The sequence below is a fragment of the Amycolatopsis sp. CA-161197 genome (assembly GCF_050942255.1).
In the GTDB taxonomy this organism is placed as follows: Bacteria; Actinomycetota; Actinomycetes; order Mycobacteriales; family Pseudonocardiaceae; genus Amycolatopsis.
Window position 1 is genome coordinate 10058094 of record NZ_CP192059.1, and the last position, 24713, is coordinate 10082806.

Genomic DNA, 24713 nt, shown 5'->3' on the forward strand with positions numbered 1-24713 from the left:
ACCTTCCCCGTCACTCGAGCACGCCCGAAGGCCGGCTCGCCGGGCGACCCCACGCGGACTCGTCCTGGCTCAGCAGGTCCGCCATCGTGCGCTCGGTCTCTTCCTCTTCCTCGCCGTCCTCGGCTTCCGCAGTGTCCTCTTCGGACTCGAGCTCGTAGGGGTCGGGTCCGCCGTTCGTGGGCAGCTCGTCGGCGTAGAACTCGCCCTGACCGGTCCGCACGCGCCGGTAGGTCGACCGGTGCGGCGTGTCCTCCGTGCCGCCCGCGGGGCGCCACGGCTTGTCCGAGCGCTCCACCAGGTCGGTGACGAAGTCCTCCTCCCGCTCCTCGCGCTGCGAGAACACCGAGGTGGGCAGCAGGCCCGGCAGGAAATCGGCCGTGCCGGCATCCCACGCCGAGGTGTCCACGACCTCCGCGGCCTGGACCACGGCGATGCGCACCTCGTCGGGCTCGCCACCGCCGACGCCGCCCGCGATCGCGCCTTCGCGGTCGTCGTGCGTGTCGTGCTTGTCGTGGTGCTGCTCGGCGTTCTGCGTGTTCTGTGCCGATTGCGTTGCCGGGGCTGCGGGGCTCGCCGGGGTCGCGGCCGAACCGGCCACGCCCCAGCCCGCTTGCACCGGCGGCACCACGACCGGGACGGCCGGGACCGCGCTCGTCGCCCAGCCACCCGAACCGGCGGCCGGCTGGTCGCCGGTGCCCCAGCCCGTGACGGGGGCCAGGTCGTCGGGGGTGGCCACCGGCTCGGCCGGCGTGGTTTCGACGGACGCCGGGTGCACCGGGGTCGGGTGGACCGGAGTGGCGTCCACCGGCACCGGGGTGACGGGCACCGCGGTGACCGGCGTGGTGTCGACCGGTGCCGGCGCGGCGGGCACCGCGTCGGGCTGCGTCGACCACGACGTCGCGGGCGCCGCCGGGGTGTCGCTGACCACGGCCGGGTCGCCGGCCGGGACCTGGCCGTTCGTCCACGGCTGCGTGGTGCCGTCGAGCAGGCTCGCGGAGTCGGGCCGCTCGGTCGCGGTGCCCGTCTGCGCGGGGCCGCCCGAACCGTTCTGCGGCGGGACGGCCATGCCCGGCGTGCCGGTGTTGTCGCCTTCGTGCACGACGGGCGTGTCGAGACCGTCCACGGAGGACAGTGCCGGCGGCGCCCAGTCGGCCGACTTCGACGGCGGGGTGTCCCCGAACGAGTTCGGGTCACCGACACCGGTCGGCGAGCTCGCCAGCCACGCGTTGTCCACGCCACCGAGCAGGCCGGCCGAGTCGGGCCGGTCGGCGGCCGGCGCGTTCGCACCCGACGCGCCTCCCGCGCCGCCCGGCGGCATCATCGGCATGCCCGAGCCGGCGCCACCGGCACCGACCTGGCCAGGACCGTTCGACGCGTTCGGGTCCGCCAGCGACTGCGGCAGATCCGGCGGCGGCACGAGGTTGCTCGAGTCGAGCCCCTTCACGCCGTCGAGCCCGCTGTCACCGGCCCCACCGAGGTCACCGGCACCGCCGAGGCCCGCGTCCGCTCCGGGCGGCGGAGCCCACGAAGCCGACTTGAGCGGCGGCGTCTCCCCGAACGAGGTCGGGTCGCCGATGCCCTGCGGGACGTCGGTGAGCCACGGCTTGTCGATGCCACCGAGCAGCCCCGCGGAGTCCGGCCGTTCGCTGCCCTGGTTGCCCAGGCCGCCCGCGCCACCACCCGCGCCGCCCGGCGGCATCATCGGCATGCCCGAGCCCGCGCCACCGGCACCGACCTGGCCGGGACCGTTCGACGCGTTCGGGTCCGTCAACGACTGCGGCAGATCCGGCGGCGGCACCAGGTTGCTCGAGTCGAGCCCCTTGATCCCGCCGGGACCGTCCGTGCCCGCGCCACCGAGACCGCCGACTCCGTCGAGGTTCGCACCGCCGGCGCCACCGGTCCCCCCGGCGTCACCGGGCGGCGGTGCCCACGAAGCGTGGCTCAACGGCGGGGTTTCGCCGAGCGAGGTCGGGTCGCCGATGCCCTTCGGGATGTCCGTGAGCCACGGCTTGTCCACGCCACCGAGCAGGCCCGCCGAGTCCGGCCGTTCGCTCCCCTGGTTGCCCAGGCCGCCCGCGCCACCAGCGCCGGTGGGCGGCGGCATCATCGGCGGCGGCGGGATCGCGCCCTGGTTGCCGTTGTTGCCGCCGTTCTGCAGGCCCGGCGGCAGGTCCGACGGGTTCAGCGCGTTGCTCGACAGGTTGTTGCCGAGGCCGGAGGTCTCCGGCGGCGGAGTGAGCGCCGGCGGCTTGATGTTGCCGAGGCCACCACCGCCACCCGAGCTCCCGGAACCACCGGTGTCGCCGAGGCCGAGGTTGCCGAGGCCACCGCCGCCCTTGACGTCGCCGGGAGGCGGCGTGAGCGCGGGCGGCTTTATGTTGCCGAGCCCGCCCCCGCTGTTCGAGTTGCCGTTGTTGCTGCCCGTCGAGCCGGGCGGCGGCGGCAGGTTGGGCGAGGTGAGCGGAGGCAGGTTGCCGAGACCACCGTTCTGGCCGCCGTTCTGCCCGCCGTCGTCGCCACCGATCGAGCCCGGAGGCGGCGGCAGGTTCGGCGACGTGAGCGGGGGCGGCGTGGTGTCGAAGTTGCTCAGGCCGGGGCCGCCACCGGGACCTCCACCGGTGGTGTCGAGGTTCGGCGGGGCCACGCTGAGGTTGTTGAACGGCGGCGGATCGCCGACGCCACCGCCAGTACCGCCGTCGCCGCCACCGAGGTCACCGGGCGGCGGCGGGATGGCCGCGGCGTTGAGGGGTGGCGGATTGCCGGCGCCACCGGTCCCGTCGCCACCACCGGTGTCACCCGGGGGCGGCGGGATGTTGGGCGGCGGGACGTTGCCGCCACCACCGCCGTCGCCACCACCGGCGCCACCGCCGGGCGGCGGGACGTCGGTGGGCGGCGGGATGTTCGGGGGCGGCGGGAGGTCGCCGCCACCGCCACCGGGCGGCGGCGCGGGGGGCGGCGGCGGTGGGGCCTGGCCGGGCGGCGGCGGCGTGTAGCTCGCGGTCGCGACGGTGTTGTACTTCCCGGCCAGCTGGTTGCCGACCTGACGCATGTCGTTGGTCATCATCTCGACCGCGTCGGGGAACTGCGAGATGAACGCCCGCCCGTCACCGAGGACCTTGCCGCGGGCGATGACCTGCTCGGCGTAGTAGCTGTCGATGTAGCGAAGGGTGTTCTGCGCCCACTGCAGGTAGGCGGCGGAGTTCACGAGCTGGGTCGGGATGTCGCGCGCACCGCCACCGCCGTCGGTGATCATGTGCACGAGGGCGTCGAACTTCCCGCTCAGGTTCGCTGCGAGCACCTTGAAGTTGTCGGCGGCGGTGCCCTTCCACGGCCCGTCGTCGCCGGCGAGGGCGGCAGTCTGGTCCTTGATGGCTTGGGAGATGGCGGCGAGGTTCAGCTGCGTCGTCTGGAACACGCCCGCGGCTGCCTGCAGCGACTGCCAGTTGACGTTGCCGTAGGCCCGGTCCAGGTTGTCCTGACCACCGGTCATCGAACCGCCGCCGAGGATGGCGGCCTCGATCTGCTTCCAGGTCAGCCCGTCGAAGTCCTTGCCGGGGTCACCGGTGGTGTTCGATTTCCCGTTGCTGCTGGAATCGGGCCAGATGCCGTCGTCGTCCTGCTGGAACCCGTTGCTGTTATTCGGGTTGTCTGCCATCTTCCCTCGTTCGCCTCGAACCTGGGACCGCCGCCCCCGTGGGACCGGTCAGCTGTGCTTGTTGCCCGCGTTGTTGATTTCGTTGCTGACGTTGCCGAAGTACTGGTTGTACTTGTCCATCGTCATGTTGTTGGCCTCATCGGCGTCGTCGTAGGCCTTCGACGCCGTGTTCACGGCTTCGGAAAGGTCGTGCAGTGACGTGATGAGGTCCTGGATCGTGGCGCGCGTGGTGTCGCGCACCCCGCCCGGTCCGACGATCGGCTGAGTGATCTTGCTGTTGGCGGTCGCGAAGATACCGGGCTTGACGGTGATGCCGTCGAGCTGGCCGGGCAGGTCCTTCAGCGGGCCGTCGGCGAGGGTCTGCATGTTCGTGGCGAACGTGCGCATCGCCTCGGTGTTGACCGCGGTCACGCCCTTGCCGGGGTGGTCGGCGCCACCGGGGACCGGGGGCGGCGTGGTGACGTTGCCCTGCGGGATCCACTGGTTGTCGACCGGCGGCGGGGTCTGGTCACCAGGGCTCTTGAACGGGCCGCTCGTCGACGCCGGACCGCTGTTGTCCGGGTGAAGCGAGTCCCAGACGGTTTTGGCCGATTCGAAGACGACTGGGTCGAATGCCATGAGTGCTCACTGTCCTTTCAGGTCTGCGGACCCGGTGGGGACACCGGGGGCGCGGCGGGTGACCCACCGCGCCCCGGGGACCCGCGACGCCTGCATCAGCGCTGCGCGAACCGCTGCGCGTTGCCGCTCTCGGTGGTCGAGGTGCCCTCGTTGATGTGCGACAGGGTCTGCGAAGCGGCGTCGAGGGCCTGCGGCAGGACCTGGGCCTGCTGGTGGCACCACTCGTAGGTCGACTGGAACTCGTCGGCCGCGGCACCGGTCCAGTGCTCGCGCTGCGCCTGGATCTTGCTGTGCATCTCTTCCAGCAGCGAGGTGATCTGCTGCGCCTGCTGCTTGGCCGTGTTGACGGTGTCGCCCATGACGGCGAAGTTGATCTGGAAGTTGCCCAGAGCCATGGATCTGTCCTCTCAGGAGAAAGCTGGGGGTTGGTTTCGAGCAGATCAGAAGCCGTTGAGGCCGCCGCCGCCGATGGCAGCCGCCTGCGCGCGGGCCGTGGCGGTGTTGTCCTCGTCGCCGCGGTCGTAGTCCGCCGCACCCTGGGTGACGTGCTCGGAAAGGGTGGTGAGGCGCTGCACGATCTTCTTCACCGTGTTGTCGAACTCGCCCATGGCCTGGTGGAAGATCGTGGCGGAGTCCGCCCGCCAGGTGCCGAGCAGTTCCTGCATGGTCGAGTCCACCTGGCCCCCGACGCTCGTGATCCCGTCACCGGTGCTGGTGATCGTGCTCGCACCCTGACGCATGATCCCGGTATCGACCTTGGCGCCGTCCTGCGAAGCCATGCTCTTCTCCTCTGGTTGGGTTGTTCTTCGTTTGTCGACATGTAGTCGAAGCTGCTCTCCGCCAACACGACGTCGTCGTGAGGACGGTTCATCGCAAATGCCGTGACGCCGCTTCACACTTCCGAGGTTCGAGAAGGCTGACCGGAGCCGGCGAGGTAACGGTAAGTGAGTGCGCGGTGCCACGCGCTCTGTTGTTCCCTTATGGACACCACGTCGCGGACGCGGGGGCAACGGCGTTCACGACTGGACAAACAGGACATGGCCCAGCAAGGCCCGGGTGCGGCTGACCTGATCGGTCCGCTCCTTGCCCCTTTTTCCGCCCAGGTCTGCATGAGAGGCCATCGCCGGAAAGTGTCGGTGTGCCCCCGTAGAGTGCGAGCCGTGATCGACCAGCTCACCATCCCGACCGAAGCAGGCTCTTTCGACGCGATCGCCTCCGGACCGGAGGACGGCCGCCCCGTGCTGCTGCTCCACGGTTTCCCCGAGGCCGCCGTGGAGTGGGAACACCAGGTGGCGACCCTCGGCGTGCTCGGCTACCGCGCCGTGGCACCCGACCAGCGGGGGTACTCGCCGGACGTTCGACCGGAACAACCGGCGGAGTACGGTATTTCTACCCTGGTGGACGACGCCGTGGCAATGGCGGATGCGCTGGGGTGGCCGAAGTTCGACCTCGTGGGGCACGACTGGGGCGGGGCCGTCGCGTGGTGGACCGCGGACGCTCACCCCGGCCGGCTGCGCAGCCTCGCGGTGGTGTCCACTCCGCACCCGGCAGCTCTCGCGGCGGCGATGAAGACCGACGAGGACCAGCACCTGCGCTCGGCGTACATGACGGAGTGGCGCTCGACCCCGGCCACGGAGCGGAAGATGCTCGCCGAGGGCGCCCGCGCGTTGCGCGACATCTTCGAGCGCCGCATCCCGCCGAGCCGGATCGACGAGTACGTGCGGCGCCTCGAGGAACCGGGCGCGCTCACGGCGGCGCTGAACTGGTATCGCGGCGGCCGTCCGGGCGGGAAGATCGGCAAGATCGAGGTGCCGACGCTCTACGTGTGGTCGACCGAGGACGTCGCTTTCGGCTCCACGGCGGCGTTCGACACCGGCAACTGGGTCACCGGGCCGTACCGGTTCGAGATGCTCGAGGACGTGTCCCACTGGGTCGCCGAAGAAGCCCCCGAGGCCCTCACCTCCCTCATCGTGGCGCACCTCGGCAGCCACTGACGAAGGAGCCGGCCCGGGTTTCGTTGGCACACGGGAATTATTACTGACATCCGTCCAATTCGGACCGGTGGACAAGATCGTTCACCCGAGGCGGGCACGCGGCGACCTGTGGGCCGGCGGGTGTCACGGACCGTGCTGTCCGGTGTGGTTCGCCGCGGGCGGTTCGGGGAGCCGGTTTTCGCTCCGGGGTGGGGATTTCCCGTCGTCGCCGGGTTTCCGGGCGGTTGGCAACCGGGCGTCAAGGACCGGCTCGATGGTTCACCCGAGCCGGGCCGGACGGCGGGGCTCGGGTCTCGGTCGTGACGGATCGTGTCGGCCGACCGGGCCGCTCGGCGTTTTGTCCACTTCGGACTCAACCGTTCACCCGAGCCGGTCACGCGGGGGCGCGGCCGTCACGCACCGTGCCGCCCCGCCACCCGAACCGGGATGAACCACACGGCCACCCGCCTTGCGGTACCTCGTCCGTGGAGCTCTGGTGTTCAGTGGTCACGTGGACACCATCACCGAATCCGAGTCCGAGCGCGTCGTCTTCGTCACGGAGGACGGCGTGCCGACGGGAGAGACCGGACCGAAGCTCGCGAGCCACCACGGCGAGACGCGGCTGCACCTCGCGTTCTCGTGTTACGTGCTGCGCCGCAGCGACCAGGCGTTGCTGATCACGCAACGAGCGCTGGACAAGAAGGTGTGGCCGGGGGTGTGGACCAACAGCGTCTGCGGGCACCCCGCGCCGGGCGAGTCGCTCCCCGACGCCGTGCGCCGGCGCGCGGCGTACGAGATCGGGCTGCCGGAGCTGCAGGACCTGGAGTGCGTGCTGCCGAAGTACCGGTACCGGACGCCGCCGTTCCAGGGGATCGTGGAGAACGAGTTCTGCCCGGTGTTCGTCGCGTGGGTCGATGGTGACCCCGAGCCCAACCCCGACGAAGTCGGTGGCTGGCGGTGGGTCTCATGGCCTGATTACGCACAGTTGCTCGAAGGAACTGAGGTAAACGTGAGTTACTGGGCCAAAGACCAGTACGCGCAGCTCAAGGGCAAGACGCCGTTTTCGTCGCTGGGTGGGTAGAACTTCGGTGCGTGACAAAGCCGGGCCCTCGTCGTCCACTTGAGCGATATTCGCTTTCGCGCGTACCGATGCCTCAAGACCCCGCTCCTTTAAGACGACAACCATGAGGTGGCGGAGGTGGGTGTGGCGGCCGAGGACGAGCGGACGGCGGGTACACCCGCTCCCGATCTGCTGAGCCTGCACGAGTCGATCGCCGGCATGTTCGCCAAGCAGGGCGACTGGCGCCGGGCCTACGAGCACCTGCGGTCCGCGCTGGACATCGCGCGGGCCGGCAGCCTCCGGGACCCGCTGACGTCGAGCTACAACCGCCGTTACCTCGACCAGCGGCTGCCCGGGCTGCCGGCCGCGCGCGGGCTGGCCGTCGCGCTGATCGACCTCGACCGGTTCAAGCGCGTGAACGACACGTACGGTCACCTCCTCGGCGATCGTGTGCTGTGCCGCGTCGCCGACCTGCTGCAGGAAGAGCTGCCGCCCGACGGGTTCTGCGCCCGCTACGGCGGTGAGGAGTTCGCGCTCGTGCTGCCGGGCGTCGACGCGCCGAAGGCCGTGCGGATCGTCGAGGCCGCCCGCACGCGCGTCGCCCGTCACCCCTGGTCAGAACTTCAGCCCGGCTTGAATGTCACCATCAGCGCGGGCTTGGCGCACGCTCCCGCCGGCCCGGTGTCCGCCCAGCGGCAGCTCCTGCGCGCGGACAACCTCCTCTATGCGGCGAAACGCGCGGGGCGCAACAAAGTCGCCTATCACGACCGCGAAACGATACGCGTCATTACCCACTCTGAGTAACGTAAACGCGGGCCTACTCCCTTTTGCCTACTCCAATCTTCACCTGTTCGTCCGCTTCGGGCCGTCTTGGGTCGACTCATGGTGAAGAAATTCGCGGGAGGGTGTCGTCACGAACGGCGGGTATCCGTACGATAACGAAAACCTCCCGAGGAACGACGTGCCCTGGGAGAGCCGGAACGAAAGGCCCCGCCGCCGGTTCGTAAGCGCCCGAAGTGCGAAAGGAGTCCGAGTGCCCGACGATCGCCCCCTCCCCGGCACCGGTCGCCACTCGGACAACGGCACCCCCCGCACGCGCGCCGGCCGCCGCCGCTCCATGGAAACCCAGGGCGGCATCAGCGTCTCCGACGTCGTGGCCCGCCACACCGGCGAACGCCCGACCTTCGACACCGAAGACTCCGACCCGGGCTCCCGCCGCGCCGAACCCGGCGGGCGCGCGAACGGCAGCTCACACCTGGCGGAGTCGAACGGCAGCTCCCGCTTGGGCGGCTACTCTCCCGCGCCCGGCTCCCGCTCGGGCTCGCGCCGCGCCGATGACCCCGAGCCAGGCGGCAGCTCACACCTGGCCGAGTCCAACGGCAGCTCACACCTCGCGCAGCCCAACGGCAGCTCCCGGCTCAACGGCCGCGGCAGCTCAGCAGCGCCCGGTTCGCGCCACGCCGACGATTCCGGGTTCGATGGCAGCTCACACCTGGCGGAGTCGAACGGCAGCTCCCGCCTGGGCGGCCCCGGCACTTCACACCTCGCTGACTCGACCTCTTCCCGCTCGCGCCGCGCCGAGCAGCCGCCACCGCGCGGCCGCCGCGCCCGACCCGACGACGATCCGCCCGCCGCACCTTCGGCGGGCGGCCCTGTGCCACGCGCGGATTCCCCGGGCCGGGCCTCGCACGCCGCGGATACGCCCGAGCCGTCCGTCGCGCGCGGACCCCGCCGGGCCGCCCCGGAACCGCCGTCGCCGCGCCGGCCGACGACCTCGCAGCCCCTCCCCACCGGCCGCCGCCGCGCCCCCGAGCCACCGGCCGCCGGCGGCAGCCACGCCGTGCCCGACCACGGCCCCGACTTCTCCGACCTCCCGGCCGCCGAACCCCCCGGCCGCCACGGCACATCCGCGCCACCCGAACCCCCCACCGGCCGCCCCCGCGGCCGCACCCCCGGCCCGACCGGCGCCGCCCCACTACCCCCGGCCGAACGCCCCGCCCGCCCCAACGGCCAACGCCCCGCCCCGAACGGCATGCCCGGCACAGGCAGCGTTGCCACCCCGAAGGGCACCCCGGGCCCGAACGGCATGCCTCCCGCCACCGGCATGCCACGCCCCGGCGGCCCTGCCGTCCCGAACGGCAAGCCGGGTCCCAACGGCAAGCCGGCGCCGCGAGGCGACGCGAATGGCATGACCGGCGCAAACGGCGTGCCAGGCGCAGTTGGGCCTGCCGGACCCCGTGGCAAGTCCGCGCCGAATGGCACGTCCGGCCCCCATGGCTTGCCGGCAGCTGCCGGGCCCAGTGGCAAGGCAGGCCCGAATGGCATGCCTCCCGCCAACGGCATGCCAGGCCCCGGCGGTCCTGCCCGTGCGAATGGCAAGCCGGGGCCGAATGGCAGCGGCATGCCGGGCGCGAACGGCGTTGCCGGCCCTGACGGCAAGGCCGGGCCGAATGGCAACGCCGCCGGCAATGGCATGCCGGGGACCAACGGCGCGTCCAGGCTCAATGGCGGTGCCGGACCCCATGGCAAGACTGGCTCCAACGGCAAGCCGGGACCGAACGGCGTGCCAGGCCCGGGCGGGATGCCGGGACCTGATGGTCTTGCCGGAGCGAATGGCAAGCCGGGACCGAATGGCACCTCCGGGCCGCACGGCGTGCCGGGAGCCAACGGTGCTGCCGGGACGAATGGCAAGCGGCGGCCCCAGGCCGGCGCGAATGGCCGGCCCGGGCCGAACGGCGCCGTCAATGGCAAGACCGGCGTGCCTGGCAGGTCCGGCGTGCCTGGCGCGGACCAAGGCCTCGCGGCCGACGGCTTCGACGAGAACGACCCCGGCGCGGAAGCCGACCACAACAGCGAAGCCGCCCCGGGAGCCGAGCGCACCCAGCTCACCTCCCCCGTCGGGGAGCGCACCCAGCTCACCCCGCCCGTCGACGGCAAACTGCCGCCGCGCCAGCGTCGGACGCCGGCGCGGCCCGCCGGGGTGCCCCCGCGGTCGGAGCTCGATCCGTTGACCATGACGGACGAGATGGAGGCGATCGACGAGGCGACGCAGTACCGCCGGAAGATCGACCACACCCTCGCGCGCTTCTCGGCCGCCCACGACGAGATGCTGGCGGAGGAGGACAAGCGGCGCGAGCGGATGGCGCGGCTGACCGCGCGGCCCGTCGCGTTGTTCGAGCAGACGCGCACGGCCCTGCAGCGCGTGGTGGCACCCACGGGGATCCAGAAGGCGGTCCCGGCCGACGCCGACGACGAGAACCCCGAAGAGCGCGCCCCGCAGACCCGGCTGCAGGAGAAGAAGCAGCGCCACAGCGAGCGGACCGTCCGGATCGGGCGGATCGTGCTCATCGTGCTGGCGGTGCTGGTCTTCCTGGGCACCGGTGTGGCCTGGGGCGCGGTGAACTGGTTCGACGCCAAGTTCACGCAGGTCTCGGCGCTCGACGAGAACTCCTCCGACATCCGCAACGCCGACGCCCAGGCCAACGACGAGAACTTCCTCATGGTCGGCTCCGACAGCCGCGACGGCGCCTCCGCGGAAGAAGGCGTCGGTACCGCCGAGAGCAACCCCGGCGCCCGCTCGGACACCGTGATGGTCGCCCACGTGCCGGCCGACCGGAAGCGCGTGGTCGTGGTCTCGTTCCCGCGCGACCTCGAGATCAACCGGCCCGACTGCAACCGCTGGGACCCCTCGAAGTCCGCCACCACCGACGAGGTCGTGTCGGGCCAGAGCATCGCGAAGCTCAACACCGCGTACGCCGTGGGTGGCCCGCAGTGCGTCACCAAGGTGATCCAGAAGATCACCGGCCTGCGCATCAACCACTTCGTGGGCATCGACTTCAACGGCTTCAAGGACATGGTCGACGCGGTCCACGGCGTCACCATCAACAACGAGAAGCCCATCGACGACGAGGTGCTCGGCAAGGTCCTCCTCGAAACCGGCGACGTCACGATCTCCGGCGACCAGGCCCTCAACTACGTGCGCGCCCGCCACGTGAAGGGTGATCCGACGTCCGACTACGGCCGCATCAAGCGGCAGCAGGCGTTCATCGGGGCGTTGCTGAAGAAGGTCATGTCGTCCGACGTCGTCCTCGACCCGGCCAAGCTGTCCGGCTTCATCACGGCGTTCGCGAAGGCCACCTTCGGCGACAACCTCGGTGTGCAGCAGATGATGACGCTCGCCCAGTCGATGCGCGGCGTGGACCCGTCCAAGATCAACTTCATGACCGTGCCCACCACCGGCACCGCCAACAAGCGCGGCAACGAGGTCCTCGTGCAGTCCAGAACGGACTCACTGTTCGACGCCCTGCGCGACAACACCCCGCTGCCCGGCGAAAAGACCACCACCGCGGCCAACGCGGGCAACTCGGGCAAGATCGACAGCAAGGGCACCGAAGGCTGACCCACGGGATTCGTTAGGCCGGATTCACGTGCGGTTCACCCGGCGATGCGGTATTCGGACAACGCGCGTCGTAGGGTGTCTCCATGCGTGAGGCTTACCATGTCGAACTCGAACAGCTCGCCGAGAACCTGGCCGCCATGTCGGCTCAGGTCGCCGAAGCCATGGAGCTGGCCACCAAGGCACTGCTGGAGGTCGACCTGGGCCTCGCGGAGCAGGTGATCAGCGACGACGCGAAGGTCGACGACGCGCGCGCCGAGTGCGAGGAGCAGGCCTACGCGCTGCTCGCCCTCCAGGCGCCCGTCGCCACGGACCTGCGCACCGTGCTCGCCGCCATCCACGCCGCCGAGAGCCTCGAGCGCATGGGCGACCTCGCCCTGCACGTCGCCAAGGCCGCGCGGCGTCGCCACCCCGAGGCGGTGCTGCCGGAGTCGGTCAAGCCGTACTTCACCGAGATGGGCCGCGCCGCGGTGAAGCTCGCCCGCCAGGCCGAGCAGGTCATCAAGTCCAAGGACGTCAACGCCGCCAAGGACCTCGAGACCGAGGACGACCAGGTCGACGACATCCACCGTCACCTGTTCACCGTGCTGATGGACCGCGACTGGCCCTACGGCGTCGCCGCGGCCGTCGACGTCACGCTGCTCGGCCGCTTCTACGAGCGCTACGCCGACCACGCGGTCTCGGTTGCCAAGCGCATGATCTTCGTGGTCACCGGCCGCATGCCGGGCTACGACTCCGACGAGGACCTCAACGTCTGACCACGCGGTCAGTCCACAAAGGCTCTTCGATCAGAACGCGGCTCGACCGTCCACTTCGATCTTGAGCCGACGTTAGTTTCTCCTCGCTGACACCGGATTCCGCGGGTTACGCGGAACTGCGAAGGAGAACAATGATCACCAAGCGTTTGGTCGCGGCCACCCTCGGACTGGTCGCGGCCGGTTTCTTCGCCGTCCCGGCCGCCGAGGCGGCAGCCGCTCTGCCGGCCCCCGCCTCGGCGAGCTCGACGTGCGCACTGGACAAGGCGCGGCTCGTCAACGCGCAGAAGGCACTCGACGCGGCCAAGGCCGTCGGTGCCAACGCGGCGGTCATCGCCGCCGACAACGCCGCCGTCACCGCGGCCCGGCAAGCCGTCTCGCGCGACTGCTGAGCGAACAACGAACCGGCCCCTCCGTCCACATCGGACGGAGGGGCCGGTTTTACCGCGGACCAAAGAGAACGATCAGCCGAACCGGCCCGAGATGTAGTCCTCGGTCGCCTTCTCGTCCGGGTTGGAGAAGATCTTCTCCGTGTCGTTCAGCTCGATCAGCCGGCCGGGCTGGCCGACGCCGGCGAGGTTGAAGAACGCCGTCTGGTCGGAAACCCGCGCCGCCTGCTGCATGTTGTGCGTGACGATGACGATCGTGTACTCCTTCTTGAGCTCACCGATCAGGTCCTCGATGGCGAGGGTCGAGATCGGGTCGAGCGCGGAGCACGGCTCGTCCATCAGGAGCACGTCCGGCTGCACCGCGATGGCCCGCGCGATGCAGAGCCGCTGCTGCTGACCACCGGAGAGGCCACCACCCGGCTTGTTGAGCCGGTCCTTGACCTCGTTCCACAGGTTGGCACCCCGCAGCGCGCGCTCGGCGATCTCGTCGAGCTGCTTGCGGTTCTTGGTGCCGCCCAGGCGAAGCCCGGCCACCACGTTGTCCTTGATGGACATCGTGGGGAACGGGTTGGGACGCTGGAACACCATGCCGATCGTGCGGCGCACCTGCACCGGGTCCACGGCGGAGGCGTAGATGTCCTCGCCGTCGAGCAGCACCTCACCCTCGACCCGCGCACCCGGGATCACCTCGTGCATCCGGTTGAGCGTGCGCAGCACGGTCGACTTACCGCAGCCCGACGGCCCGATGAACGCGGTGACGTTGCGCGGCGGCACGTTCAGCGTGACGCTGTCCACGGCGTGGAACTTGCCGTAGTAGATGTCTACGTCCTTGACGTCGATTCGCTTGGCCATGACTCACTTCTTCTTCGGGGCGAGGAGCCGGGAGAGCAGGGTGGCGAGCAAGTTCAGGATCGCGATGATGATGACCAGCGTCAACGCCGCGCCCCAGATGCGGTCGAAGCCGACGCTCCCGGGGTCGAGCGAGTTCGTCACGCGCTCGTTGTTCATCACCAGCGGCAGTGCGGCCTGCTCGCCGTCGAAGGGGTTCCAGTTCACGTAGGCCGAGTAGCCCACGAGGACCAGCAGCGGCGCTGTCTCGCCCATCACGCGGGCGAGCGCCATCATGATGCCGCCGATGATGCCGGACAGCGCCGTCGGCAGCACGATCTTCATGATCGTCTTCCACTTCGGCACGCCCAGCGCGTAGGACGCCTCGCGCAGGTCGTCCGGCACGATCCGCAGCATCTCCTCCGACGAGCGGACGACCACCGGGATCATGAGCAGCACCAGCGCCAGCGACACGGCAAAACCACTGCGCGGCAGGCCGAGCGTGGTGATCCACAGCGCGTAGATGAACAGTGCGGCCACGATCGACGGGACACCGGAGAGGATGTCGACCATGAACGTGGTGGCCTTCGCGAGCTTGCCGCGGCCGTACTCCACCAGGTAGATCGAGACCAGCAGGCCGATCGGCACCGCGATGATCGCGCAGATCAGGCCCTGCTCCAACGTGCCGATGATGGCGTGCAGGACACCACCGCCGACCTCGTCGCTGAGCACGGAGCCGAAGTCCTCGGTCCACCAGTTCGAGAACGGGATCCGCTTGATGCCGTTGACGATCACGGTGTAGAGCACCCACACCAGCGGCACCACGGCGATCAGGAACGCCAGCCACACGAGCACGGTGGCGAAGCCGTTCTTGGCCTTGCGGGCCAGGCTGACCTGCTGGAACGCGGGGGTCGTCGCGGGACGTTCGAGCGTCGTGGACATGCTCAGTCCCCCTTCTTGCTGATGATGGACCGGGCGGCGAAGTTCACCAAGAAGGTCAGCACGAACAGCACCAGGCCCGCCGCGATGTACGCGCCGGCGGAGGTGGCGTTGTTGAACTCGCTGTAGTTCGCGGCGATCTTCGACGCGAACGTCGCACCACCGTCGAAGAGGCTCCAGTCGAAGTTGCGGCCCTGCGGGATGAGCAGGATGACCGCGAGCGCGATCGTCTCACCGAGCGCGCGGCCGAGGCCCAGCATGGACGCGCCGATGTAGCCGGCCTTGCCGAACGGCAGCACCGTGGTGCGGATGACCTCCCAGCGGGTGGCCCCCAGCGCCAGCGCGCCTTCGATGTGCGGGGTCGGCGTGCGCTCGAAGACCTCGCGCGAGAGCGACGTGATGATCGGCAGGATCATCACCGCCAGCACGATGCCGGCCGTGAAAATCGTGCCGCGCACGTTCGGCTGCACGTTGCCCGGCGCGAAGAGCGGGAACCACGAGAACGTGGAGTTCACCCACAGCGAGAACGGCTCGATCGCCGGGGCGAACACGATGATGCCCCAGAGGCCGAAGATGATCGACGGCACGGCGGCCAGCAGGTCGATGACGTAGGCGAACCCGCGCGCGAGCCGCTTCGGCGCGTACTGCGTGAGGAACAGGGCGATGCCGAGCGAAACCGGCATGGCGATGATCAGGGCCACCAGCGAGGTCGCCACGGTGACCTCGGCGAGGTCGGCGATGCCGAACGCCATGTTCGTCGGGTCGTTGGTCGCCCACCCGTGGTTGAACAGGAAGTTGACCTTGTCGACCTTCAGCGCCGGGATGGCCTGGATGATCAGGAAGATCCCGATCAGGCCGATCAGCGCGACGATGAAGATGCCGGCCCCGGTGGTCAGGTTCTGGAAGATGCGGTCACCGGCCCGCACCTTCTTCGGCTTCTCCTGCGCGGGTGGCCTTTCGGGCGCCGGCGCGGATGTTGTGTCCGAAATCGGATCCTCCGGGAACGCTCGGGCGGACGACGAACGCCCACCGGGGGTGCCGGTGGGCGTTCGCGTCGAGGATGACTCGCTCATCGACTGGTTCTGTCCTGCGTTTTCTAACTCAGACCTGTCGAGGATAGGTCAGGAAATCGCCTTGATGGCCGTCAGGACCTTGTCCTGCAGGCTCTGCGGGATCGGCACGTAGCCCTTGGCCGACAGCTGCTGCTGGCCGGTCGTGGCCGAAACGGTCAGGAACGCCTTGAGGGCCTTCGAGACGTCCGGGTTCGAGTACTTCGAGCACACGAGCTCGTAGGTCGTGAGCAGCAGCGGGTAGGCACCCGGGGTGTTGCTCGCGTAGATCTTGTTCAGGTCGAGCGCGAGGTCGTTGGAGCCCGGGGTCAGGAAGGTCGCGGCGTCGAGCGACTTCGCGACGTTCTGGGCGGACAGCTCGACGCCGCCGGAGCCGCTGTCGATCAGGGCCGGGGTGACGCCGTCCTTGGCGAACGCGCCCTCCACGTACGTGATCGAGCCGTCGGCACCCTTGACCGTGGTGGCGACGCCGTTCGAGCCGGAGGCACCGTTGCCGACGCCGCCGACGAACTTCTTGCCCGCGCCCTTGGTCCAGTCGGCCGGGGCCGCGGCACCGAGGTACTTCTGGAAGTTGTCGGTGGTGCCCGACTCGTCCGAGCGGGAGACGACCTGGATCGCCTTGTCCGGGAACGTGACGCTCTCGTTGCCCTTGACGGCCTTGATGGCCGGGTCGTTCCAGTTCTTGATCGCGCCGGTGAAGATCTTCGCGATCACGGACGGCGTGAGGGTCAGCTTGTCGACGCCCTGCAGGTGGTAACCGACGGCCACCGGGCCGACGACCAGCGGGATGTTCCACGCCGGGGCACCGCAGCGCTTGTTGGCGGCGTCGAGATCGGTCTTGGTGGCCGGGGAGTCCGTGCCGCCGAAGTCGACCTGGTTGCCGTTGAACTGCTTGACACCCGCGCCCGAACCGCTGGCGGTGTAGTTGACCTGCTGGCCACTGCACTGCTTGCCGTAGGCGAGCTTGAAGACGTCGATGGCGTTGTTCTGCGCCGTCGAGCCCTCACCGGACAGCGGGCTCTTGCCACCGCAGTCGACCTGCGCGGTGCCGGTGGCGGCGGGGGCGGCGGCCGAGCTGGAGTTGCTGCTGTTGCTCGCCGCAGGGTCGCTACCACAGGCGGCGAGCACCAGGGCGGCGCTCGCCACGATGCCCACGGCACCAAGGGGCCGCATGATCTTCACTGCATTTCCTCCACTCGGAGACTTCGCCGGATCGGCACGCATCTCAGCGCGCCGATCCGGACATTAGGCAGCCCCGGTGGACGGTCCCCCTTGCTCACATGAACGCAAAGTGAACAAGGCACCGTATGTGAGCAGGGTGACTACGCCGAAAGGGTGTCGTGTCCCTGCCGTGACCTGCATGTACGCAGAAAGTGACACGGGCCGCGCACGCGGTCGATGGTGACTACCGACCGTACTGGACGTCGGTTTCGAAACGCGTGAACCCCAGTTTCGAATAGACCGCCAGTGCCGGTGCGTTGTCGCCTTCCACGTAAAGGATTACTTGCCGTAGTCCCTTCTCGCGCAAGTACCTAAGGCCCGCGAGCGTCAATGCCTTGCCGAGGCCGCCACCCTGCGTGCCCGGATCGACACCCACGACGTAGACCTCCCCGACCGGCTCACCGCCGAACCGGCCGGGCACGGGCTCGTGCACCTTGGTCCAGTGGAAGCCGACGACTTCCCCCTTCTCGTTCTCCGCCAGGAAGAAGCCGGCCGGGTCGAACCACGACTGCCGTTCCTCGGCGCGCAGCTCGTCGACGCTGAACGCGCCCTGCTCCGGGTGCCAGTCGAACGCGCGCGCGTTGACGGCGATCATGGCCTCCTCGTCCTGCCCCGGCACGAAGGTGCGCAGCCGCAGTCCTTCGCGCAGCACAGGTTCCGGCCAATCGGCGCCTTCGACCTCGACGTGCAGGATCAGCAGCTCGCGCTGCCGGCCCAGGCCGAAGTCCTTCGCCAGAGCGGCGGCCGCGGCGCTGTCCCCGTGGGCCCAGACGCGGGCGCCCTCGGCCGCCTTCGCGTCGAGCTCGCGGGCCAGCGCGGTGCCGACACCGCGGCGGCGGTAGTCGGGATGCACCACGACCTCCGCAACTTGGCGGCCGTACGAGTCGCCCTCGGTGTCGAGGTGCGCGTAGCCGGCGGGCTTGCCGTCTAGGCGCGCGAGCAGGTGCAGCCCGCCCCCGAACTCCCGCGGCAACGGACCGGTCGCGTCGACCTCGGGCCGCCCGTCGGCGGCCTTCGCCGCGAGCAGCACCTCACGCACGGCTTCCGCCGCGCCCGCCTCGAGTTCGGCCGTCCAGCCCGTCAGCTCTGTTTCCGCCACGAAGCCGACATTACCCACGCGCGGCGTCGCGTGAAGGGGCTCGTTGGGGGAATCGGACCCGCGTCAGTGGCTGGTGTACTCGGGCGCGGACTCGATGGCCGGCGCCGACTGCTTGGCACCGGACTTCGCCGGGCGCTCGAACTTGTAGCCGACGTTGCGGACCGTGCCGATCATCTGCTCGTGCTCCGGGCCCAGCTTGGCGCGCAGGCGCCGCACGTGGACGTCGACCGTGCGCGTGCCGCCGAAGAAGTCGTAGCCCCAGACCTCCTGCAGCAGCTGCGCGCGGGTGAAGACGCGCCCGGCGTGCTGCGCGAGGTACTTCAGGAGCTCGAACTCCTTGTACGTGAGCTCGAGCGTGCGCTTGCGCAGGCGCGCGGTGTAGGTGGCCTCGTCGATCACGAGGTCGCCCACGCGCAGTTCGGCCTCGACCTGGCCGGAGACGCCGTCGCGGGTCGTCACGAGCCGCAGGCGCGCGTCGACCTCGGCCGGGCCGGCAGTCGGCAGCAGGATGTCGTCGGTGCGCCACTCGGAGCTCACGGCGACCAGGCCGCCCTCGCCGACCACGGCGATCACGGGCGTGCTCGCCTCGTCGTCGCCGGCGCCCTTGAGCAGGCGGCACAGGCTCTTCGCCGAGGCGAGGTCGCTGCGCGCGTCGAGCAGGATGACGTCGCGGTGCCCGGCGTCGAGCAGGGCCGTCACCTCGGGCTCGCGGACGCGTACGGTGTGGGGCAGCAGATCGAGCGCGGGAAGCACAGAGGTGGGGTCGGCTTCCGCGGTAAGTACCAGAAGGTCCAGGCTCATGGAGCCACACCGCCTTCACAAAGTCAGGGCCTGGCGCACGGCCTCGAACGTGGGCCTTGGTCGGTGCTGAGTGAGAATACCGGGTGAACAACACGTCACCTAGCTCGTGCTGGATCGATCACACCCGGCGCGACCCCGGAAGACGCCCCGGCCCCCGACGAACAGGAGAACCGAAGCGATGGTGAGCAGGCCCGTGACGCGGGACGACCGACCGGCTCCTCGGCCGGACAACCGGCGTCGCGGACGGCGCGTCCGCCGCTGGGTGATCGTGCTCGGGGTCATCGTGATCCTGCTGGTCGGAGCCGATTTCGGGGCCGCCGCGTTCGCCGAGCACACGATCTCCCAGAAGGCCCGCGACCAGCTCGGCCTGACCGACGACCCGTCGGTCGACATCCACGGTTTCCCGTTCCTCACGCAGGCGCTCTCGGGTGACTACAGTCACATCACCGTGTCGGCCGACGGCGTGCCCGTCGGCGGTGAACTCCGTGATCTGGGCGTGAGCGCGGAACTCGAAGACGTAACAGCGCCGTTGTCCGACCTCACCGCGGGCAACACGAAGAACGTGAAGATCGGCAAGCTCACCGGCGCCGTGACGATCAAGGCTTCGGACATCGCGCGCATCTCGCCGCTGGACAAGATCCAGAACCTGCGCATCGACCAGAGCACCGAGGCCTACGTCAAGTACGGCGACACGGACCAGGGCCAGGAGCCGGACCCGACGCCCACCAACGCGGCGGGCGAGCCGCAGGACGGCAACACCGCCGGCATACGCCTGTCGGGCGACGTGCAGGTGGCCGGTCAGAAGGTGGAGATCTTCTGCTTCGCGCTGATCGAGCTCAAGGGCAAGACGATCACGATCACCCCCCACCGGCTGCAGTTCGGGAATGACCACGAGACCACCGTCGTTCCCGACTCAGTGCAGAAGGCTCTCCTGCCGAACTTCCGCGCCACGATCGACACGAGCACGCTGCCGCTTTCGGTCACCCCGACCGCGGTGCGCGTGGACAGCGGTTCCGTGACGATCAAGGGCGAGGCGACCAACGTGAACTTCTCGGATCTGTCGACGTCGAAGGGGTGAGTGCCCGGTGACCGGAGTCTGGGTCCTGCTGGCCACGCTGGTGGTCGCGGTCGTGGCCGGCGTGCTGCTCAAGGCGCGCAACGGCCGGGTGCGCGCGGCCAAACCGGCCGCCGCGGCCCGCGACCTCGCCCAGCTGCCCGCTCCGGTCGCCGAAGCGCTCGACCCGGCCGCGGCCGTCACGCTCGTGCAGATCTCGACGACGTTCTGCGCGCCGTGCCGGCACACGCGCGCCATCCTGTCGTCGCTGGCCGACAAGACCGAGGGGCTGCACCACGTCGACCTCGACGTGACCGAGCAGCCCGAGGTCGCCCACGCCCTGTCCGTGCTGCGCACCCCCACCACGCTCGCCCTGACGGCCGACGGCCGCGAGCTGCTGCGCGTGGGCGGCGTGCCGAAGGGCCCGGAGCTGCTGGAAGCCCTGCGTCCGCACCTGGCCGAAGCGGACGTCAGCTGAAGCCGTCACCGGCTGTTTCCCAGACTCCGGGACTCGTCCCAAGGTATGAACGCGGTTCCCAGTGTGTTGGAGCACTGGGTACCCTCGGCGGCGTGGACGAGCTGCCCATCACCCTCCTGACGCAGCGCCGCGCGGTGGACCTGTGCCGCGTGCGCAGCAGCTTGTGTCCGCGCGCCTCGCGCCGACGCTGAACGACGTCTCGCGCCGGTTCGCTCCACCCGTCGCCGTGTGCCTTTCGCACGCCCCTCGCCTCGCCCTCAGCAGGAGGATCCATGCCCGCCGGACCGGCTGTCGACCCGCGTGGCCCGCGGTTCGCCGCGATCATCACCACGATCGTGCTCGCTGTGGTGCTCGTGACGCAGTGGTGGCCGCTGCTGGCCCTGCAGACCGTGGTGTTCGCGATCGGCGCGTTCATCGGTCTGAAGCCGGCGCCGTACTCGGTGCTCTACCGCGCGCTCGTCGCGCCGCGGCTCGGCCCGCCGACCGAGCGCGAGGACGCGGCGCCGCTGCGGTTCGCGCAGGCCGTGGGCTTCGTGTTCGCGCTCGTGGGCACGATCGGCTTCGTCGCCGGCGTGACCCCGCTCGGCATCGTCGCGACGGCGTTCGCGCTGTTCGCCGCGTTCCTCAACGGCGCGTTCAACTTCTGCCTCGGCTGCGAGATGTACCTGCTGCTCAAGCGCTTCAGCCCCGCGCGGGCTTCCTAGCACTGCCAAACCCCAGAAGGAGATGTTCGCTTCCATGAGCCGTGAAGACGCCCTGGTCACCACCCAGTGGGCCGAGGACAACCTGGACACGCCCGGTGTGGTGTTCGTCGAGGTCGACGAGGACACGACCGCCTACGACGCCGGGCACATCCGCGGTGCGGTGAAGCTCGACTGGCGCAACGACCTGCAGGACGGCGTGCGCCGTGACTTCGTGAACAAGGCCGATTTCGAGAAGCTGCTGTCGGAGAAGGGCATCTCGAACGACGACCGCGTGGTCCTCTACGGCGGCAACAACAACTGGTTCGCCGCCTACGCGTACTGGTACTTCAAGCTCTACGGCCACGAGAACCTGCAGCTGCTCGACGGCGGCCGCAAGAAGTGGGAGCTCGACGGCCGTGAGCTCAACGCCGACGACGTGAAGCGCGAGCCGACCACGTACAAGGCCAAGGAGCAGGACCTGTCGCTGCGCGCGTTCCGCGACGAGGTCGTGCAGGCCATCGGCGAGAAGAACTTCGTCGACGTGCGGTCGCCGGACGAGTTCTCCGGCAAGCTGCTCGCCCCGGCGCACCTGCCGCAGGAGCAGTCGCAGGTGCCGGGCCACATCCCGGGCGCGCTGAACGTGCCGTGGGCCAAGGTCGCCAACGAGGACGGCACCTTCAAGACCGAGGACGAGATCAAGGACCTCTACTCCGAGGCCGGCATCGACGAGTCCAAGGCGACCATCGCGTACTGCCGCATCGGTGAGCGTTCGTCCATCGCGTGGTTCGCGCTGCACGAGCTGCTCGGCTACTCGGACGTGAAGAACTACGACGGTTCGTGGACGGAATACGGCTCGCTGGTCGGCGTGCCCGTCGAGTTGGGAGCGAAGTGAATGGCTGACGACGGTTGCGGCGCCCCGGTCCAGGTGGCCACGCCCGCTGACTTCGACACCAATGGCCAGGTCGTCCTGGCCGGCAAGGTGATCGGTGCCGACGGACCCCTGGGTGGCGCCTTCGTCCGCCTCCTCGACGGCGGCGGCGACTTCACCGGTGAGGTGGTCGCCTCCCCGGAGGGCGACTTCCGCTTCTACGCGGCCCCGGGCTCGTGGACGGTGCGCGCCCTGCACCGCACGGGCAACGGCGAGGCCTCCGTCACCGCGGAAGGCCCGGGCCTGCACCAGCTGGCGATCTCGGTCGGCTGACGCGCGCTTTGTGAAGGGCCCCTGGGGTTTGCCCCGGGGGCCTTTCGCATGTCTTCAGTCAGGACGCGCCGGGTTCGGCCGGCCGGTGATTTTCTTCGTCAACCTGCCGCTCTTCGTGACTGTGCTCACCGCGACGACCCTGCACGGAGACTGAAGGCGCCGGGCCGACTATTCTCCTCGCTGTGGAGACCCTGTTTACGATCCTGCTGGCCCTGGCGGCAGTCGCCGTCGTGTGGTTCGCCTGTTACGTCGTCTACCGGCTGTACGCCGACCAGCGCTGAGCGCCATGACCGCCAGTGGCGACGAAGCCATCGCGGCCGCGGAGGAGCGTGCGGCGAGCACGCGCACGCGCAACCTGCCGTTGTGGGACGACCTGCCGATCCCCAACGACACGGCCAACCTGCGCGAGGGCCCGAACCTGAACGACGCGTGCCTCGCGCTGCTGCCGATGGTCGGTGTCTGGCGCGGTGAGGGCGAGGTCGACTACCCGACCATCGACGGCCCGGTCAAGTTCGCGCAGCAGCTCACCATCGCGCACGACGGCCGCCCGTTCCTCACGCACGAGGCGCGCGCGTGGCTGCTCGACGACGAGGGCAACGTCATCCGCCCCGCCGCCCGCGAGAGCGGGTTCTGGCGGCCGCAGGAGGACGACACGATCGAGCTGCTGCTCACGCACAGCTCCGGCATCGTGGAGCTCTACTACGGCAAGCCGCGCAACCAGACGTCGTGGGAGCTCGGCACCGACGCGGTGATCCGCACGGCCACGGCCAAGGACGTCACCGCGGCGCAGCGGCTCTACGGACTCATCGAAGGCAGCCTCGGCTACGTCGAGGAGCGCGCCATGATGGGCCAGGAGATGCAGCCGCACGCGTCGGCGCTGCTGCACCGCGTCGTCGGCTGAGCAGGGCCCTTACCAATCCGGCCAACAGCAGGCCGACGCCCACGCGGCACGTAACCGTTGCTACGAAGCCATTCGGCCGTGTCTGTGGCCGGATTGGCAACGATCGGGACAGTAGGCTCTGTCCATGCTCTGGCGGCCCTGCGGCGAGCACGCCGCCCTGCTCGACTGCGACTCGCTCGCCCAGATGACGGCCGCCCGCGCCACGGTCGAGGCCGCCGGGATCGACGGGATCGCGGAGCTCGTGCCCGGGGCGCGCAGCCTGCTCGTGGTGGCCGAGCCCGGGTCGTCCGTCCTCAAGGCAGTGCGGGACCTGCTCGACGCCGCCGACCTCACGCACGCTCCCGCTGGGTCGCCGCGCGAGGTCACGCTGGATGTTCACTACGACGGCGAAGACCTGGCACTCGTGGCGCGCGAGGCCGGGGTGTCGGAGGGCGACGTCGTCAAGCTGCACACCGAAGCCGAGTACACCGTGGCGTTCACCGGCTTCGCGCCCGGGTTCGGCTACCTGACCGGACTGCCGGACGCGTTGCAGCAGCCCCGGCTCGAGTCCCCGCGCACGAAGGTCCCCGCCGGGTCCGTGGGCATCGGCGGGGAGTTCACCGGCGTCTACCCGCGCGAGTCCCCCGGCGGCTGGCGGCTGCTCGGGCACACCGACGCGACTCTGTTCGACCCCACCGCCGCGCGGCCCGCGCTGTTCGCGCCCGGCGACCGCGTGCGCTTCCGGAGCGTGTGATGCGCGCGCTGGAGATCGTCCACACGGGACCGCTCGCGCTGGTGCAGGACCTCGGCCGGCCCGGTTACGCGCACCTCGGCGTGCCGCCGTCCGGCGCGCTCGACGCCGACGCCCTGCGCCTGGGCAACCGCCTGGTCGGCAACCCCGAGGACGCCGCCGGGATCGAGGCGTTGCTGGGTGGACTGACCGTGCGGGCGACGGCGCCGTGCACCGTCGCCGTGACGGGACCCCTCGTGCCGGTTCAGGTGGACGACCGGCCCGTCGGTTCCCACTCGGCCGTCTCGCTACGGGAGGGGCAAACGCTTGCGCTCGGCCGCCCGACGGCCGGTTTGCGCAGCTACCTGGCGGTTTCGGGCGGGATCGCCGTCGAGCCGATACTGGGCAGCCGTTCGCGCGACGTCCTCTCGGGCATCGGGCCGGAACCGCTGGAAGACGGCGTCTCGCTGCCGCTCGGCCCGGTCACCGGAGTGCCGGCGGGAGCCGACGTCGTGGTCGCCCCCGCGACACCCGAACGGCTCGTGGTGCCCGTGGTCCTCGGCCCACGCGACGACTGGTTCACCGACCTCGCCGAAGGCCTCGGCGCCTGGTGGACCGTGACGCCCGAGTCCAACCGTGTCGGCCTGCGCCTCGACGGCCCGCCGCTGCACCGCGCGAACACCGCCGAGCTGCCCAGCGAAGGCCTCCTGACCGGCGCGATCCAGGTCCCGCCGAGCGGCCGGCCCGTCGTCTTCCTCGCGGACCACCCCACGACCGGCGGCTACCCGGTGGCCGCCGTCGTGAGACGCGGTTCCCTCGGCGCACTCGCGCAGGCACGCCCGGGAACCTCCGTGCGATTCCGCTCGTCTTGACCCGGTCAGGC

25 protein-coding genes are annotated in these 24713 nt (G+C 70.2%); 15 read left to right on the forward strand and 10 right to left on the reverse strand.

The window, feature by feature from the left end:
• Positions 1-10 precede the first annotated feature (10 nt).
• The 4 genes from ACQPXB_RS47640 to ACQPXB_RS47655 form a co-directional block, all read right to left on the reverse strand.
• A complete protein-coding gene (locus ACQPXB_RS47640; protein WP_432848648.1) occupies positions 11-3655 on the reverse strand; it encodes a hypothetical protein in 3645 nt (1214 codons plus the stop codon).
• A 48-nt stretch (positions 3656-3703) separates the two neighbouring features.
• On the reverse strand, positions 3704-4273 hold the full coding sequence (locus ACQPXB_RS47645; protein WP_432848650.1) for a hypothetical protein: 570 nt from the start codon (positions 4271-4273) through the stop codon (positions 3704-3706).
• Between the two features lie 95 nt (positions 4274-4368).
• Positions 4369-4668, reverse strand: a complete 300-nt coding sequence (locus ACQPXB_RS47650) for a WXG100 family type VII secretion target (protein WP_364051833.1) — start codon at positions 4666-4668, stop codon at positions 4369-4371.
• Between the two features lie 45 nt (positions 4669-4713).
• The gene (locus tag ACQPXB_RS47655; protein ID WP_386944404.1) at positions 4714-5052 is read right to left on the reverse strand and encodes a WXG100 family type VII secretion target; all 339 of its coding nucleotides are present in this window, start codon (positions 5050-5052) and stop codon (positions 4714-4716) included.
• A gap of 381 nt (positions 5053-5433) precedes the next feature.
• On the opposite strand from ACQPXB_RS47655, the gene ACQPXB_RS47660 reads away from it, so the two are divergent.
• The 6 genes from ACQPXB_RS47660 (at position 5434) to ACQPXB_RS47685 (ending at position 12849) form a co-directional block, all read left to right on the forward strand.
• Positions 5434-6267, forward strand: coding sequence for an alpha/beta fold hydrolase (locus ACQPXB_RS47660; RefSeq protein ID WP_432848653.1), 834 nt, complete (start codon positions 5434-5436; stop codon positions 6265-6267).
• A 490-nt stretch (positions 6268-6757) separates the two neighbouring features.
• Positions 6758-7327, forward strand: coding sequence for an isopentenyl-diphosphate Delta-isomerase (gene idi, locus ACQPXB_RS47665; protein WP_432848655.1), 570 nt, complete (start codon positions 6758-6760; stop codon positions 7325-7327).
• 108 nt (positions 7328-7435) lie between these two features.
• Positions 7436-8110 (forward strand): GGDEF domain-containing protein, encoded by a 675-nt coding sequence (locus ACQPXB_RS47670; protein ID WP_432848657.1) that lies wholly within the window; start codon positions 7436-7438, stop codon positions 8108-8110.
• 1972 nt (positions 8111-10082) lie between these two features.
• Positions 10083-11705, forward strand: coding sequence for an LCP family protein (locus ACQPXB_RS47675; RefSeq protein WP_432848658.1), 1623 nt, complete (start codon positions 10083-10085; stop codon positions 11703-11705).
• A gap of 83 nt (positions 11706-11788) precedes the next feature.
• Positions 11789-12460, forward strand: coding sequence for a phosphate signaling complex protein PhoU (phoU, locus tag ACQPXB_RS47680; RefSeq protein WP_366580510.1), 672 nt, complete (start codon positions 11789-11791; stop codon positions 12458-12460).
• A 131-nt stretch (positions 12461-12591) separates the two neighbouring features.
• Positions 12592-12849, forward strand: a complete 258-nt coding sequence (locus ACQPXB_RS47685; RefSeq protein WP_386944396.1) for a hypothetical protein — start codon at positions 12592-12594, stop codon at positions 12847-12849.
• Between the two features lie 72 nt (positions 12850-12921).
• Here the strand turns inward: ACQPXB_RS47685 and pstB are convergent, their stop codons facing one another.
• The 6 genes from pstB to ACQPXB_RS47715 all read right to left on the reverse strand — a co-directional run bounded on the left by pstB (position 12922) and on the right by ACQPXB_RS47715 (position 18804).
• On the reverse strand, positions 12922-13698 hold the full coding sequence (gene pstB, locus ACQPXB_RS47690) for a phosphate ABC transporter ATP-binding protein PstB (RefSeq protein WP_364051854.1): 777 nt from the start codon (positions 13696-13698) through the stop codon (positions 12922-12924).
• Positions 13699-13701: 3 nt separating this feature from the next.
• Entirely contained in the window at positions 13702-14616 is a 915-nt protein-coding gene (gene pstA, locus ACQPXB_RS47695) for a phosphate ABC transporter permease PstA (RefSeq protein ID WP_432848661.1), read from the reverse strand.
• Positions 14617-14618: 2 nt separating this feature from the next.
• Complete coding sequence (pstC, locus tag ACQPXB_RS47700; RefSeq protein ID WP_432848663.1) at positions 14619-15539, reverse strand: phosphate ABC transporter permease subunit PstC; 921 nt, start codon at positions 15537-15539, stop codon at positions 14619-14621.
• Positions 15540-15734: 195 nt separating this feature from the next.
• The gene (gene pstS, locus ACQPXB_RS47705) at positions 15735-16865 is read right to left on the reverse strand and encodes a phosphate ABC transporter substrate-binding protein PstS (RefSeq protein WP_432848664.1); all 1131 of its coding nucleotides are present in this window, start codon (positions 16863-16865) and stop codon (positions 15735-15737) included.
• 223 nt (positions 16866-17088) lie between these two features.
• Positions 17089-18003, reverse strand: a complete 915-nt coding sequence (gene mshD / locus ACQPXB_RS47710) for a mycothiol synthase (RefSeq protein WP_432848665.1) — start codon at positions 18001-18003, stop codon at positions 17089-17091.
• 63 nt (positions 18004-18066) lie between these two features.
• Complete coding sequence (locus ACQPXB_RS47715; RefSeq protein ID WP_366580503.1) at positions 18067-18804, reverse strand: winged helix-turn-helix transcriptional regulator; 738 nt, start codon at positions 18802-18804, stop codon at positions 18067-18069.
• A gap of 178 nt (positions 18805-18982) precedes the next feature.
• Here ACQPXB_RS47715 and ACQPXB_RS47720 point away from each other — a divergent pair, with 178 nt between their 5' ends.
• The 9 genes from ACQPXB_RS47720 (at position 18983) to ACQPXB_RS47760 (ending at position 24702) form a co-directional block, all read left to right on the forward strand.
• The gene (locus ACQPXB_RS47720; RefSeq protein ID WP_386944386.1) at positions 18983-19882 is read left to right on the forward strand and encodes an LmeA family phospholipid-binding protein; all 900 of its coding nucleotides are present in this window, start codon (positions 18983-18985) and stop codon (positions 19880-19882) included.
• A gap of 7 nt (positions 19883-19889) precedes the next feature.
• Entirely contained in the window at positions 19890-20336 is a 447-nt protein-coding gene (locus ACQPXB_RS47725) for a TlpA family protein disulfide reductase (RefSeq protein ID WP_366580500.1), read from the forward strand.
• Positions 20337-20428: 92 nt separating this feature from the next.
• A complete protein-coding gene (locus ACQPXB_RS47730) occupies positions 20429-20527 on the forward strand; it encodes a putative leader peptide (protein WP_366580498.1) in 99 nt (32 codons plus the stop codon).
• Positions 20528-20608: 81 nt separating this feature from the next.
• Positions 20609-21040, forward strand: a complete 432-nt coding sequence (locus ACQPXB_RS47735) for a DUF4395 domain-containing protein (protein WP_360597889.1) — start codon at positions 20609-20611, stop codon at positions 21038-21040.
• Positions 21041-21074: 34 nt separating this feature from the next.
• A complete protein-coding gene (locus ACQPXB_RS47740; protein ID WP_366580496.1) occupies positions 21075-21911 on the forward strand; it encodes a sulfurtransferase in 837 nt (278 codons plus the stop codon).
• Positions 21912-22220, forward strand: coding sequence for a DUF1416 domain-containing protein (locus ACQPXB_RS47745; RefSeq protein WP_386944383.1), 309 nt, complete (start codon positions 21912-21914; stop codon positions 22218-22220).
• Between the two features lie 286 nt (positions 22221-22506).
• Positions 22507-23121 carry an FABP family protein gene (locus ACQPXB_RS47750; protein ID WP_366580492.1) on the forward strand — a complete coding sequence of 205 codons (615 nt, stop codon included), beginning with the start codon at positions 22507-22509 and terminating at the stop codon, positions 23119-23121.
• 124 nt (positions 23122-23245) lie between these two features.
• The gene (pxpB, locus tag ACQPXB_RS47755) at positions 23246-23854 is read left to right on the forward strand and encodes a 5-oxoprolinase subunit PxpB (RefSeq protein ID WP_432848668.1); all 609 of its coding nucleotides are present in this window, start codon (positions 23246-23248) and stop codon (positions 23852-23854) included.
• A complete protein-coding gene (locus tag ACQPXB_RS47760; RefSeq protein ID WP_432848670.1) occupies positions 23854-24702 on the forward strand; it encodes a biotin-dependent carboxyltransferase family protein in 849 nt (282 codons plus the stop codon). Before pxpB ends, ACQPXB_RS47760 begins: the two co-directional genes overlap by 1 nt.
• Positions 24703-24713 lie beyond the last annotated feature (11 nt).